The 14,276-nt window shown below is 42.5% G+C and carries 14 protein-coding genes and 1 riboswitch; all 14 genes read right to left on the reverse strand.

Annotation, left to right across the window (positions count from 1 at the left end; all coding sequences use genetic code 11):
* Positions 1-35 precede the first annotated feature (35 nt).
* Complete coding sequence (locus ADI74_RS09545) at positions 36-980, reverse strand: 3-oxoacyl-[acyl-carrier-protein] synthase III C-terminal domain-containing protein (RefSeq protein WP_049538541.1); 945 nt, start codon at positions 978-980, stop codon at positions 36-38.
* 14 nt (positions 981-994) lie between these two features.
* Positions 995-2,257 carry a F390 synthetase-related protein gene (locus ADI74_RS09550; RefSeq protein ID WP_049538542.1) on the reverse strand — a complete coding sequence of 421 codons (1,263 nt, stop codon included), beginning with the start codon at positions 2,255-2,257 and terminating at the stop codon, positions 995-997.
* Positions 2,235-3,050 carry an MBL fold metallo-hydrolase gene (locus ADI74_RS09555; RefSeq protein ID WP_049538543.1) on the reverse strand — a complete coding sequence of 272 codons (816 nt, stop codon included), beginning with the start codon at positions 3,048-3,050 and terminating at the stop codon, positions 2,235-2,237. The genes ADI74_RS09550 and ADI74_RS09555 overlap by 23 nt, the downstream gene beginning before the upstream one ends.
* On the reverse strand, positions 3,025-4,005 hold the full coding sequence (locus ADI74_RS09560; RefSeq protein WP_049538544.1) for an NAD-dependent epimerase/dehydratase family protein: 981 nt from the start codon (positions 4,003-4,005) through the stop codon (positions 3,025-3,027). The genes ADI74_RS09555 and ADI74_RS09560 overlap by 26 nt, the downstream gene beginning before the upstream one ends.
* A gap of 3 nt (positions 4,006-4,008) precedes the next feature.
* Positions 4,009-5,277 carry a glycosyltransferase gene (locus ADI74_RS09565; protein WP_049538593.1) on the reverse strand — a complete coding sequence of 423 codons (1,269 nt, stop codon included), beginning with the start codon at positions 5,275-5,277 and terminating at the stop codon, positions 4,009-4,011.
* A gap of 104 nt (positions 5,278-5,381) precedes the next feature.
* Positions 5,382-6,539 carry an iron-containing alcohol dehydrogenase gene (locus tag ADI74_RS09570; protein WP_049538546.1) on the reverse strand — a complete coding sequence of 386 codons (1,158 nt, stop codon included), beginning with the start codon at positions 6,537-6,539 and terminating at the stop codon, positions 5,382-5,384.
* A gap of 185 nt (positions 6,540-6,724) precedes the next feature.
* Complete coding sequence (locus tag ADI74_RS09575) at positions 6,725-7,180, reverse strand: SP_0198 family lipoprotein (protein ID WP_049538547.1); 456 nt, start codon at positions 7,178-7,180, stop codon at positions 6,725-6,727.
* An 87-nt stretch (positions 7,181-7,267) separates the two neighbouring features.
* Positions 7,268-8,518, reverse strand: a complete 1,251-nt coding sequence (locus ADI74_RS09580) for a bifunctional folylpolyglutamate synthase/dihydrofolate synthase (protein WP_049538549.1) — start codon at positions 8,516-8,518, stop codon at positions 7,268-7,270.
* 459 nt (positions 8,519-8,977) lie between these two features.
* Positions 8,978-9,283 carry a DUF1292 domain-containing protein gene (locus ADI74_RS09585; RefSeq protein ID WP_000017622.1) on the reverse strand — a complete coding sequence of 102 codons (306 nt, stop codon included), beginning with the start codon at positions 9,281-9,283 and terminating at the stop codon, positions 8,978-8,980.
* 15 nt (positions 9,284-9,298) lie between these two features.
* Positions 9,299-9,718 (reverse strand): Holliday junction resolvase RuvX, encoded by a 420-nt coding sequence (gene ruvX / locus ADI74_RS09590; protein WP_049538550.1) that lies wholly within the window; start codon positions 9,716-9,718, stop codon positions 9,299-9,301.
* A gap of 3 nt (positions 9,719-9,721) precedes the next feature.
* Complete coding sequence (locus tag ADI74_RS09595; RefSeq protein ID WP_000507059.1) at positions 9,722-9,988, reverse strand: IreB family regulatory phosphoprotein; 267 nt, start codon at positions 9,986-9,988, stop codon at positions 9,722-9,724.
* Between the two features lie 87 nt (positions 9,989-10,075).
* Positions 10,076-10,645 carry an SP0191 family lipoprotein gene (locus ADI74_RS09600; protein ID WP_049538551.1) on the reverse strand — a complete coding sequence of 190 codons (570 nt, stop codon included), beginning with the start codon at positions 10,643-10,645 and terminating at the stop codon, positions 10,076-10,078.
* A gap of 66 nt (positions 10,646-10,711) precedes the next feature.
* Positions 10,712-11,110, reverse strand: coding sequence for a transcriptional regulator Spx (spx, locus tag ADI74_RS09605; RefSeq protein ID WP_049538552.1), 399 nt, complete (start codon positions 11,108-11,110; stop codon positions 10,712-10,714).
* Positions 11,111-11,244: 134 nt separating this feature from the next.
* Positions 11,245-13,905, reverse strand: a complete 2,661-nt coding sequence (gene mgtA / locus ADI74_RS09610; RefSeq protein WP_049538553.1) for a magnesium-translocating P-type ATPase — start codon at positions 13,903-13,905, stop codon at positions 11,245-11,247.
* A gap of 195 nt (positions 13,906-14,100) precedes the next feature.
* Positions 14,101-14,251, reverse strand: a riboswitch (M-box (ykoK) riboswitch).
* Positions 14,252-14,276 lie beyond the last annotated feature (25 nt).

The raw sequence follows: 14,276 nt of genomic DNA on the forward strand, positions 1-14,276 counted from the left end.
CCTTTTACTCTTGCCCTTCCATTTTCAGATGTATATTACAGTTTGAGAGCCAACATATTGACTGTCATACCTGCTGCAGTTCCCATAAGGTAGACGGTATCTCCTTCTTTAACCAATCCATGGTCCAATGAATAGGCCAAGCCAAATGGCACAGAGACTGACACCATATTTCCATAGTCCGTGACGAGATTGAGGTATTGATTCTCAGCCACACCTAGCTTTTCCATAACCAAAGGAAGAGCACGACTTGCTTGGTGAGGAATGATATAGTCCACGTCTGCCAAGGCTAGCTGGGTCTTTTCTTGAAACTCTTCAAACATGACTGGGATTTTACGAGCTGACAAGAGGAGGATTTTCTTTCCCTTCATATCAAACATATAGTTGGTCTTAGTCGCTTCAGAGTACTCTTTTGGTTGAAAAGAAGTCAGACCTCCACGAATTTCCGTATCGTGAGCTCCTTCTGACCAAGTACGTTGGAGACTAGCAATGACCCCTTTTTCCTGATGGCTTTTTTGGAAAATAAAGGCTGCCGCCCCATCACTAAAGAGTTCAAAACTTTCTTTTTGCTTGGGATTGAGCCCTAAACTACCAACCTCACTAGACACGATCAGAACACGATTGTATTCGCCCGCCTCAATCAAGTGGGACATGGTCGATAGGGCAGAAATAAAGCTAGTACAGGTCGTATTGATATCCATAGCTGGAATAGAGAGTCCTTTTGCCACGCGCTCATGAATCAAGGCAGCAGTACAAGGAATAGGCTGAACTCCAACTGCACTAGCTGATACAAGGCAATCGATATCTTTAATATCTAAATTTGCATGTTCAAGCGCACGCTGAATCGCTACCTCTGCCAAGTCGAGTTGCGTTTCTTCATTTTCAACTACACGATAACGAGTCTGGTCTTTGAATTGGACGGTATGTTTGGGAAGGCAAACACCATAACCAGCGATTTCTACATGTCTTTTTACTTCTGTCATTGTCTATTATCCTTTCATAAACGTTGGATTCGTTTGAGTTTACGGCTAGTATCCCAGTGATAATCTGAAAATTGGATTTGAGGAACTATAAACTGCTTTTGCTGGGCTAGGAGTTGAAACTGGGCTAGAATAGATGCTTCCACTGCCTCATCTCGTTGGCTTAGACAAACTTCCACTACCTTCTCAGAATGTTGCTTGACTTGGTAATCTTCTACATTCTCCACAAAGAGGATGCACCGCCTGATAAAGTCAGGATAGATGGTCACTTGACCCCCATCCAGTCCTTCGAAATAGAAGATGTCGTCAGAGCGTCCTTCGACCTTGTCAATCCGTGTATAGCAGGAGCCACATGGACAAGGCTCCCGATTTTCAACCAAGATATCATTGAGCTGGTAGCGATAAACAGGCTGACTGCTTCGTTTAAAGTCCGTAATCACTGGATAAAAACGGCGGTCATCCAGATACCGCTTTTCCACAAAGATAATGTCTTCGTTGAGATGTAGATTACCAGCTGGGCAAGTGCAGGCTAAGAAACCTTCAGTCGCCTGATAAACTTGGTCAATAATGGATAGAGAAAAGGCTTCAGCGATCCGTTCCCTATCACTATCTTCTAAGATTTCTGCCACCGAAACGATTTTTTGTGGATGGATGGCTAACTGTCCAGCCTTGAGACGCTTGCTCAATTCAATCAACATAGAGGCTGGCGCCACAATAATCGTCGGTTGGTAGCTATTGAGACGCTCGATATGCTCATCTGTATGTTTGAAAATATCAAAATACTCTAAACGAATGAGGGCCGTATTAATGGTCTGATAGAGTTCATTATCAGCTCTCAGGAAAAAGGCGATACGGTGCCCAAAAAGCTGCCCCTTTGGCAACATCTTTGCCAAGATAGCCGCAGCCCACATACTTCGCTCTTTCTCTGTTGTGATAAAGAGCCCCCGATGTCCAGACGTCCCTGAAGACAGACCGACGGCCACTTCCCCTTTAAGTTCAGTGAAGTCACGGGTCTTCTCACTTTCAATGGCTAAGGATAAGGCTTCATCACGATCCACTCCTTGGGTGTTGAGCTCATTGAAATGTTCCATCATAAAAGCCTTATCCATATGGTCAAAGTCGCTAGGCACCCCATTTTTAAAGTAGGGAGACTCTCGCTTTAAAAAGTCCATATAGTTAGCTAATTGCTTTTTCTGATAGTTTTCTACAGCTTCTCGAGATTTGAAATAATGAAGCCAGCGAGTTTGGATAAAGATTTTAAGAAAGGTTATTTTTTTCATATAAGATTGACTCTATCCTTTCTACAGGGTCATGACTAACAAGCACCTCAATTCCGTCTTTCAAGACTTCCTCCAGAAACTCTGTCCCCTTGATATAGTCCACCTTGTTATCTTGAACCAAGGAAGGAATCAGGTGCATCTGCTTGGTATAAGGTAAGAGGTCAATTCCCCAACAGAGGTCTGCTGCAATGAGGAGATTAAGGTCTGGAAGATACAGACAGGCTTGCCCCCTAGCATGCCCATCAACAGAAGCTACTAGGATACTGCTATCTCCAAAGAGGTCACAAATCGGACCATAGGGAAAGTTTGAATAGCGCTGATTTGCCTTGATAACGGTCAGTCTTTTCTCAAAATCAACTGGTAAAAACTCTTTAAAGACCAAATCCTTGAGCTTGGGTTTCTGGTAAACTTCAAAAACCTCCTGAGTCAGGATAAATTGAGCGTTCGGGAAAAAACTTGCCCCTCCTAAATGGTCTGGATGGAGATGAGACAACATGACATAGGTAATCTCTTCTGGCCTAATTCCTTTTGCCTTCAATAAGTATGAAATCTGATCCTTTTCCGTCATTTGAACAGGAGTTCCTATACGGTAAAAACCATAGCGTAGCTTCGTCTTAATGTTATAGTGATAACCCGTATCATATAGTAGATAGCCCTTGTCTCTATGCTTGATGAGAAATACTCCCGCTGGGAAGGTCATTTTTTTATTCTTGACTCCCTTAAACAGTAAACCCGCATAGCTGGTACAGTAGCCGGCCGGGAAATAATCAATGCTTTCGATAATCTTGGACATATTGGTCAATCCCTTCTGAAATACTGATTCGAGGGCGATAACCCAAGTCTCGCTCCGCCTTTCTGATGTCCAGCGTCTGGCTATACCTCAGCAAGTAATAGGTGTAGCGTGTCAGAACTGGTTCCCCTTTGAGATGCAAGATTTTGTAAATAAACTCTAGCGTACTCGCAATAGCTGAAAGAAGAGGAGCTGGCACTTTTCGGTATGTTATCGGATAGCCTAGCCCTCTCAAAGTTTCTTCTATCAGACTCCTAAATTCCCTTGGTTCTCCATTGGTGATGTTATAGACTTGGCCACTAGCTTGAGGGGCCTCTAGAGCCAAACGAATGGCCAGAGCAACATTTTCCACACAGGTCATATCCATGTGCTGGCGACCGTCCCCTATCAAGGGAATGCCAATCTTCTGACTGAGTTTGAGAACTCGGGGTAAAATACTGGTATCCCCAATCCCAAAAAGCCCACGGGGGCGTAAGATGATGCTAGGTACATCCGGATAGTCTTTAAAGAGTTGCTCCGAAGCCAGCTTACTACGGATATAGTTGTTAAGCTTATTTTCTTGCGGAGCATCGCTTTCTTTGATGGCGAACTGGTCTTTAGAAGCAGCATAGATGCTAGGTGAGGATACGTAAACCAAGCGTTGGATACCCGTCTCCCGACAAGCCTCTAGAACATACTTGGTCCCCAAGACATTTGTCTGGTAGAAATCCTCCCAAGACCCCCAGACGGTAGAAAGAGCACCCGCATGCACAACCATGTCCATACCCTGACAAGCCTGAGTCAGATTCTCTTGCTTGGTCAAATCTCCCTGAAAAAAAGTTACTAGGAAGTTCTCCAAAGACTGACCCGCCTTGAGATTGCGTCCAAAAGCGCGTACCTGATAGCCATGCTGACTGAGCTCTTCAACAACATACTTGCCTAGAAAGCCCGTAGCACCTGTTACCAATACTTTCTTCATTTTTTACTTCTCCTTGTCCCCTAAGAGCCGATGTATTTCGCTCTTCAGAATCTCTGTTGGCTGATAGATTTGAGCTGCACGACTAAGTCTGTTCAAGTCTGGCCAGTCATCTCTAGCCAACAACTCATCAAAGGCACGTCCAATCGCTTCTCTATCCTCCCGTTTAGCAGTCAAGGCAATACCTGCTTCAAGTCCACGAGCCGCATAGTCGTATTGGTCATAGTCGTGGGGAAGGATTAAAGCTGGCTTACCATGAATAATACATTGATAAAAAATACCAGCCCCTCCATGATGAATGACATAGTCCATCTGGGGAATGTATTCCTTATAGGGAAGATAGGATACCACAGAAACATTGTCCATGACCTCCTCACATTGGAAACCTTGTCCGCCGAACCCCAGAGTTACAAAGAAGTGACAGTCCGGATGTGCTTCTGCCAATTGTTGTGTCTGATAGAGGAGGTTGTCTTTGGCCCATGCTAGCTGAGTCCCACAAGAGACGAGGACTTTCTTATGATTTGCATAAGGAACCAAATCGAGGGGATAATTCTCTGCCCTCTCAATCGAAGAGCCAAAAGGTCCTACCCAAAGGTAGTGCTCTGGAAAACCACTTTTCAGCTCCAACTCTTTCATCCCAATTCCCAAGATGGAATAGGGTGAATAGATGGTTTCCTGACCTTTCTGATTGTAGAGCTTAAAATCGTAACGTTTCAATCGTTCTCTCAATAAAAAGGTTACGATTCGTTTCCCTAAACGAGTCCCTTTTCTTCCTAGCCATTGCTGGGTAGATTGGAAAGGATTCTTTGGACTGCCCATTCCCCTAAAGAAACAAGGCGGTCCATCTGTTGTTTCAATGGCAAACTGTGTCGCCATAGTGGTAATCCAGGGAATATTCAACTGTTCCGCTACAAGTCCTCCAGAGAGGGTTATAAAATCCGCAATCACAATATCAGGTCGATTTTCCTGCCACTCTTGCACCAATTGGTCAGACACCACATTGATTAAATCAAGACTAGCTGACAACTGTCGATAAGCAGAGATAAGGTTTAATTGCCCTTCATTGTTGGCTACCCGTTCAAACTCATCTACAGAATTTTCTAAAATGGGAATCACCTGAAATCCCATCTCCTCTGCGACCGCTTTTCGTTGCGGTCCTGTAAATAATCGAATCTCATACAGGGGATCCTTCAACAAGGGTGCGAGTAGATTGAGGGTCGGGAAGAGATGCCCACTTAAGGGTACTACAAGCACATCAATTTTGATTTTTCTCATATGTCTAGGATAGCAAATTTTTAAAAAAAGAACTACCATAATGATAGTTCTTTCCAATATTATTTATATTATCGGGAATACGTCACTTCCTCTTAAGTTAATCTCTAGAAGAGTTCTTTATAAAGAGCAATGGTCTCTTCTAAAGTCGGCATGAATGGATTGCCTGGCGCACAAGCATCGATCAAAGCATTTTTAGAAAGATAGTCAAAGTCAAAGTCAAAGTCTTTTTCTTGGATACCAAGTTCAGTGAGTTTCTTCGGAATTCCTACTGTTTCAGACAGTTTCTCAATTTCAGCAATAGCATAGTCAGCGCATTCCTGGTCTGTTTTCCCTTCAATATGGAGTCCCAAAGCTTTGGCTACATTGCGGAAAGCTTCTGGCACGCGTTTAGCATTTTCACGTTCAACAACTGGAAGAAGCATGGCACAGCAGACGCCATGTGGTAAATTATACACTGCACCGAGTTGGTGAGCCATTGAGTGAACGTAGCCCAAACCAGCGTTGTTAAAACTCATACCACCGAGGAAGATGGCATTAACCATCGCCTCACGCGCTTCAATATCTTGACCATTTGCCACAGCACGAGGAAGATACTCTTTGATGAGTTCAATCGCTCCGATAGAGAGTTTCTTAGTTACATCATAAGCACCCGGTGTGACCAAGGCTTCGACAGCGTGAGTAAGAGCATCCATACCTGTTGCTGCTGTGAGCGCTTGCGGTTTTGATACCATAAGTTCTGGATCATTGACAGAGATCAGGGCAAGGCTGTTCTTGTCAACCATTACCATCTTGACCTTGCGTTCTTCATCAGTAATGACATAGTTGATGGTGATTTCTGCTGAAGTTCCAGCTGTTGTATTGACCGCAACCACTGGTAATCCTTTTTTAGCAGACTTGTGGAGACCTTCGTAGTCCTGTGGTTTGCCACCATTTGTAGCAATGATAGAGATACAACTAGCCGCATCCTGAGGAGATCCTCCTCCAAGACTGATAATGAAGTCACAACCATGCTCTTTCAAAGCAGTAACTCCATCTGTGACGTTCTTGCAAGTCGGATTTGGCTCCACATCGCTAAAAATCACATATTCAATCCCTTCAGCATCTAATGGTTTTAGGACCTTAGGTAAAATATCACTTCCCTCGATGAACTTGTCTGTCACCAAAAGAGCCTTTTTATACCCCAGTTCCTTGATATACGGACCTACTTCATTTACAACGCCTTTACCAATAAGGTTAACTGCCGGAACGTAAAATGTAGCCATATGTTTTTCCTCCTGCGCCTTTGCGCTATTTGATTATTTACCTTAAGTATATGACCTTATCCTTCATTTTACAAATATTTATAAGCGCTTTAAGTAAAAAAACGGTAAAGAACCACTGGTCACGTTTTTAAACAAAAAAGCTCCAAAAAGATGGATTTCATCTCATTGGAACTTTTACTGAATGATTATTGCTTAGTTAATACCACTCGGTCAGATGGCTCTCGGTCCATATCATCGATAATCAATTGATTACCATTAACCGTGTAAATTTTGACATCATCACCGATAATGACACGTTGATTTTCTGGCTCAAAGCTAACTTGCTTGATTTCCTTATCTCCATCTGGTTCGACCTCAGTCCATCTACCACTTTTACCTGTTACAACTAGAGTGATCTGGTCATTCTCATCTTTTCCAGTATAGGTACCATCGATGTTCGTAAGTTGAGCTACAGTAGTGTCCTGACTTGAGGACGCCTGTGGTTGGCTGGCACTTGTAGCAGCACTAGAAGATGACTCTTGTTGAGTAGAGGTTTGTTGAGCAGATTGCTGGGTAGGTGCTTGTGTCTTAGATCCACAAGCTGCTAAAAGACTAAGAATTGCTAAAGAAGCAATAGAAAGTGTGAATGTTTTCGTTTTCATAGCGACTTCCTTTCTTTTGTGCTAATGTATTTCTGAAATCGTTTTCGAGTTTTCCTATCCCCAGTATAGCAACTTAAGTCTAGAAGGTCAACTAATCTCATGATTTCCCACCAAACCCGCTCGTACTTCCGAGATAAAATAGAGAGAGCCCGTCACGAAAAGCAAGTCCTGATTGTTGGCATTTTCTTCAAATTTGCTGATAAAATCACGATAAGAGTCAACCAGTTTATAACCAGAAACATCGCTTTCTTCTAGAGATCCTTGGTAGTCAAAGCCTGTTACCTTAAGTTCCACCTGAGGCAACTGCTCTGTTAGATAGGCTAACATCCCTTGGTAATCCTTGCGTTTAAGGGCGCCAAAAAGGACATGAACCTGGTATCCTTGCTGGATTTTTTCCTGAATAAATTCGACCAGACGAGTTAAGGCTGGAAGATTGTGAGCTCCATCTAGGTAAATCTGCGGGCGAATCCGTTCTAATCGACCTGCCCAGTGTGTCTCCTTCAAAGCCTGTCTGACAAGCACTTCTTCGACCCTTTCACCTCTTGATGCCATAAACAGAAGAAAAGTTTGTAAAGCCAAGGCGGCATTTTCTTGCTGATAAACACCTTCCAAACTGATTTCAAGTTGTGAAAAACTCGCTAGGCTACTTGAAAAATCCCCAGCTTTCAAAGCGAAGTCTCGTCCAGCTTGATAAAGGTCTACGTCTAACTCTCTTGCTCTTTTTTGACAGACAAGCTCAGCTTCTGGAGCGAGCTTAGTAATGACCGCCTTCCTGCCAGCCTTGAAAATACCAGCTTTCTGCTCGGCTATTTCCTCCAGACTATCGCCCAAGGTCTCCTGATGATCTAGACCAATCGAAGCAATAACTGCAATCTCGCCTGTTACGACATTAGTGGTGTCAAGCAAACCACCAATCCCCACCTCTAGCAGGACTAGATCCACTCCCTGCTCTTTAAAGTAAAGCAAAGCAATCAGGGTCAACAACTCAAAGAAAGACAATTGATCATGTGTTTCTAAGAGAGTTTTTTCCATCTCCTTGACTTGGTTAGCCATACGGACAAAGTCTTCATCTGCGATTGGTTGTCCATTGATACAGATTCGATCATGGATACTGATGATATGAGGAGAGGTAAAGGTGCCAACTTTTTTTCCATGAGCTACAAACAACTCCCTCATAAAGGCAATAGTTGACCCTTTACCGTTAGTCCCTGTTACGTGGATAATCGGATAAGTCTTCTCAGGATTCCCCAGCAAATCCACAGCTCGCTGCATTCGTCCAAGACCAGATCTAAAGTTTAAACCAATCCGACTATGAAGCCATTCTTCTACTTCAAACATACATATCTCCTTAACAAAAGTCCAATCAACTACCGCATCAAAGTATGATTACAAATAAAAAGCGAGGTCGGGACTAAAATCCCGACCTCTTACCTGGTTAGCTAATCACTAGCTACTATGAATTTCAACGTGAGCTAAAAACGTCCACCGAACGTTCCTGCGTTTTCTTATTTCTAGAAGCAGGGCTGATACAGTCTTCCAGACTTACCAGTTCTCTCTTTTTTAAAGGAACTGGGGTAAAAATATCCACTGGATGTTCCAACTCTTCCAATTTCTAGGAGTTGGGGTGATACAGTCTCCCAGACTTACCAGTTCTCTCCTATTTAAAGGAACTGGGGTAAAAACGTTCCCCGAACGTTCCTGCGTTTCTAATTTCTGGCGCAGGGCTAAAAACATCCACTGGAAGTTCCAACTCTTCTAATTTTCAGGAGTTGGGCTAAAAACGTTCCCCGAACGTTTTTACTCCTCCATAAAGCTGTTGAAGACTTCTTCAATCATGTTCCATTCGTCTTCTGAATCCTCTGGAATTGGTTGCAATTCGCCTTCTGTTCCATCTTCATTTTCAGTGAATGAGTAGGCTTGGATTTCAACTTGCCCGTCTTCGTCTTCTTCTGCGTTGACTGGTACAAGCAGAACATAGTTCTTACCAAATTCTTCTTTTCCATCAATGGTCAAAAGGATTTCAAACAAGGTTTCATTTCCTTGTTCATCAACAAGTGTAATCAATTCACGTTCTTCGTGATCGTGGTTGTGATCGTGTGACATAGTTTCTCCTCTGTCTTAAAATTTTCTATCTAAATAATTTTGCAAAATCAGCTGAGCAGCCAACTTATCAATAACTTTCTTGCGTTTGTTGCGACTGATATCTGCTTGTTCAATCAACATACGTTCCGCAGCGACAGTCGTCAGACGCTCATCTTGATAGTCTACTGGTAAACCAAAAAGTTCCTCTAATTTTGCCCCGTAGGCTTGACTAGCTTCTACCCGCGGTCCACTGGTATTGTTCATGTTTTTAGGCAGACCAACTACAAAGCGTTCCACCGAATAGGTGTCAACCAATTCCTTGATACGGTCAAAACCAAACTGGCCCTGATCCTCATTAATCTGGATGATTTCAAGTCCTTGAGCAGTGAAGCCTAGGGGATCGCTAATGGCAACACCCACTGTTTTTGAACCAACGTCCAATCCCATAATTCTCATAGATTATAGATCGACTCCTTGTCCTTTAAGGTAGTAGCGTACCAATTCTTCAACAATTTCATCACGCTCATACTTACGGATTTGATTTCGTGCATTGTTATAACGAGGAACGTAGGCAGGGTCACCACTCAATACATAACCGACGATCTGGTTAATCGGATTGTAGCCCTTGTCATTCAAAGAAGCATAAACATCTGTCAATGTTTCGCTAATTTCTTTCTTATTGGAATCATCCAATTTAAACCGTACAGTTTCTTCAGTAAATCCCATTCTAACACCCTCTTTCCTTAGAATATTACTATTATAGCATATTTCCTTACGTTCTACAAATAAATCAGTTTGTTTATTTGGATTTTCTTACTGTTCTACCGCCCCATTTGCCACTCTGTCAGCAATATACTGGCTAGGTTCGTTTTTTAAGAGATTTTCAAGACCAATATTTTTTAAATATTCTATTTGAGATGCCTTTTTGACATCCAGCACTTGAAAATCATAAGTCGTTGTGGTCTGGATTTCTGTCTCGCTGAGTAGCTTGGTTTCCAGTGTAAATCCTGCTAGTTTGCGAGCCTCTTGGATGGTCTCATCCTTTTCTTCTGCTTCTAGAAGCGCTTTTTGCGTTTCCTCTAGGCCATTTTCAGAGATAAAGGTCTTGAGTTCATCCCCGACAGGTCGTTTTTGCTGGATGGTCAAGGTCAAAAATTGATTGCCTTTATAGGTAATGGTCTGAATCTGCTGCGTTCCATTTTCCGACTTTGGCATCAGCAAGGTCTTGGTGACCACCGTATTTTTTTCGGCATTATCCAAAACAGGAAGGTTGGATTGGAGAGGTTCAGACTCCGATGTTGTAGGAGAGGTCGCCTCCTTTTTTTGCCCACACCCAGCAAGTAAAAAGAAGACGGCCAAACTAGCAATTAGTAACTTTTTCATAATTCCTCACATGATTTTAAAACAAAAGAGCAAACAAGGCCAGGAGTCACTCCCAGCCTTGATGTTTTATAGAGCTGCACGTAGACGTGCTTCTGCATTTTCTACATTACGGACAGAGCGTGGCAAGAAGGCACGGATATCATCTTCTTTATAGCCGACTTGCAGGCGCTTCTCATCAACGAGAATCGGACTCTTTAAGATCCGTGGTGTTTCCATGATTAAGTTGAGCACTTCATTGACACTCAAATCCTCGATGTCAACTCCAAGTGCCTTAGCGTAGCGGTTTTTTGACGAAACGATACTGGCAATTCCATTATCTGTTTTCATGAGAATATCTAATAACTCTTCTCTTGTAATTCCTTCTTTACCGAGATTTTGTTCTTTATAACTTAACTGGTGGGCATTGAGCCAGGTTTTCGCTTTTTTACAGCTAGTACAACTTGAGACTGTATAAATTTTGATCATGTACCTACCCCTTTCGCTACATGTTACTATCAGTTTAGTCTATTATACCATAAAAAGCATCCGACTTGCGACCTATTTTTAAAAAAATTTAACTTTTTTCGCGATTTTCGTACTTTTTTCTTGACAAAATCAATTTATAACCAACTTTTAAATTTTTTGATATACAATCGTTTTACAACTGTAACACTTATCATATAGAGAACGATAATCAAAAGCAAAAAGAGGAAATAAATTGGTTCCAAAGGGGTTAAATGAAGCAGGCTAGCAATTGAAGAGTAGGGAAGGAAGGTCACAAAACTAGCTGCTAGCAAGGTTGTTCCAAGAACAAACCATGATGGACGACTTTGTAAGAAAGGAAGTTTTGCTGAACGAAGCATATGGATAACCATGGTTTGGGACCACATGGATTCAATGAACCAACCTGTCTGGAACAAGATGATAAAGCCCGTTGCAGACTCTGCTCCGTGAGCATAGGCTTGACCTGTCGCCATTGGGACAATGACAAAATAGAGCAAGATAAAGGTCAAAATATCAAAGGCAGAAGAAATCGGACCCATCCAAATCATAAAGCGAGTAATAGACTTAGCCTCCCACTTATGGGGATGTTTTAAAAAGTCTTCATCCACATTATCAAATGGCAAGGCAATGCAAGAAAGATCATAGACTAGGTTCAACACAATCAAGTGAATCGGAGCCATAGGAAGGAAAGGTAAAAAGATACCAGACACTAAAAGAGAGAAAATGTTCCCGAAATTAGAGCTGACCGTCATCTTGATATATTTGGTCATATTAGCGTAGACCTTACGCCCTTCAACCAGCCCTTTTTCAAGCACCATCAAATCCTTATCTAGCAAAATGACATCAGCCGTTTCTTTGGCAATATCTACTGCTGTATCAACAGAAATCCCCACATCTGCGACTTTCATCGAAGGGGCATCATTGATCCCATCTCCCATATAGCCGACACAATGTCCATTAGATTTGATTTGTAAAATGATTCGTGCTTTTTGATCCGGAGAGAGTTTGGCAAAGACAGTCACCTTCTCAATTGCTTGGGCCAACTCTTCGTCCGTCATGGCGTCAATATCAGAACCCAACAAGATTTGATCAACGTCTAGACCAACTTTTTCGCAAACTGCTTGGGTTACCTTCTCATTGTCTCCCGTCAAGATCTTTGTTTGAACACCGTGTTCTAACAAAGCTTGGATAGCAGGTGCTGCTGATGGTTTTGGTGGATCTAGAAAGGCAAGATATCCGGTTAGAATCATCTCTTTTTCATCTTCAACTGAGTAAGCAAAACCTTCTTTTAGACCTGTTTTATAAGCGACTCCCAAGACTCGCAATCCCTGTTGATTGAGTTGGTCCACTTCTTTTAAGATTTCCACTCGGATATCATCCGTCAGAGGACTAATCTGACCTTGATATTCCACATGGGTTGAGATCGCAAGCATTTCCTCTAGGGCACCCTTGGTTACCAAACTAACAACTTCGTTCTCATCCTTGACGATGACACTCATCCGTCTGCGTTCAAAATCAAAGGGTAATTCATCTATTTTTTGGAAGCTAGTATCCAAATTTTGTAGAATAGCGTGTTCTTTAGCTTCTTTTTCAGTTCTACTGATAATGGCACGGTCCATCAAGTTTTTCAAACCGGTTTGAAAATAGGAATTGAGGTAGGCCCGTCTCAACACAGACAAATCCAAATCTCCATGTATATCCAAAGGATATTCCAAGACAATTTCGTCTTGGGTAAGGGTTCCGGTTTTATCCGTGCACAGGATATCAATAGCACCTAGGTCCTGTATGGCATTGAGTTTTTTGATGACGACTTTTTCCTTGGCCATGATAATGGAGCCTTTTGCTAAACTGGCAGTGATGATCATAGGAAGCATCTCAGGTGTGAGCCCGACACCCACACTCAGTGCAAACACACCTGCTTCCAACCAATCCCCATCTGTCAAGCCATTGGAGAGAAACACGATGGGAACCATGACTAACATCAAACGGATCAAGAGCCAAGAGATACTGTTCATCTCCCGCTCAAAAGAGGTTGGTTCGTCATAGGTATTGAGGGTTTGCTCGATTTCTCCCATCATGGTGTCATCACCGACCGCTAGAATCAAAGCCTTGGCACTTCCTGATATCACATTGGTTCCCATAAAAGCGAGTGCTTCTGCTTCTAGTAGACTATCAAAGTTTGACTGACTCATTTTTGACAAGGCCAGTTTTTCAACCGAATCACTTTCACCTGTCAAACCAGATTGTTGAACAAAGAAATCACGTGATTCAATTAAAAGGAGGTCTGCTGGAATCATATCCCCAGCACTCAATTTGACCATATCTCCAACGACCAAATCTTCAATTGCCACCTCTAAACTCTGGCCTTCGCGAATAACTGTGGCTGTGTTCACAATCATTTTTGATAGATTGGTCGCAGCCTTGTCACTCCGCAGTTCTTGGACAAAGCGAATGCCACCAGAGATTAGAACGAGAACGACGATGATGATAGAGGTCGTCGGATCTTCTTGCCCAGGCTTCGCCAACCAGACGTTGGTCACCATGGAGATCATAGCGATGACCAGGAGGATGATTGTAAATGGATTGATAATAGATTCGTAAATTTTTTTGAGGATACTGTCTTCCTGACCCTTGGTGATGGTGTTTTCACCATATAAATCACGATTCTTTTCTATCTGTTCCTCAGTTAAGCCTGTTAGACTTGTCTTGTAAAAAGATAGAGTTTCGTTTAAAGGTGTATTAATAGCTGCTGCTAATCTTTCTTTTGTAGTTTTCATTGGTTTCTCCTATCTGTATGAATGATGTGTTTCATACACAGAGACCAATCACTTTATAAGGGCAGAACGACACAAATCAGCGATTGGCTGTGTATGTGCGGTTCTGGGTGGTCGTCAATTTGCATCGTCTGTCTCCTTTCCCTGTTCTAAAACAGTAGAAAATCCTGCCATAAAATGGCAGGATTAAAAAACTAATTATCTGTTTTTCGTTCAAGCTTTAACTCCATAGGGCAATGAAATGAGCTTAGTTTTGGCCTTCGCGACCAGGACTGTTGACCAACGAGTAGTGTCTCCACTGCTTTGCGGTAGTCATCCGTATCCCTATGGTAGCCTCACCTACCGTTTTCGTCTATCAGTATAAACCTTTAAAA

This window comes from Streptococcus pseudopneumoniae (assembly GCF_001074565.1).
GTDB lineage: Bacteria > Bacillota > Bacilli > Lactobacillales > Streptococcaceae > Streptococcus > Streptococcus pseudopneumoniae_J.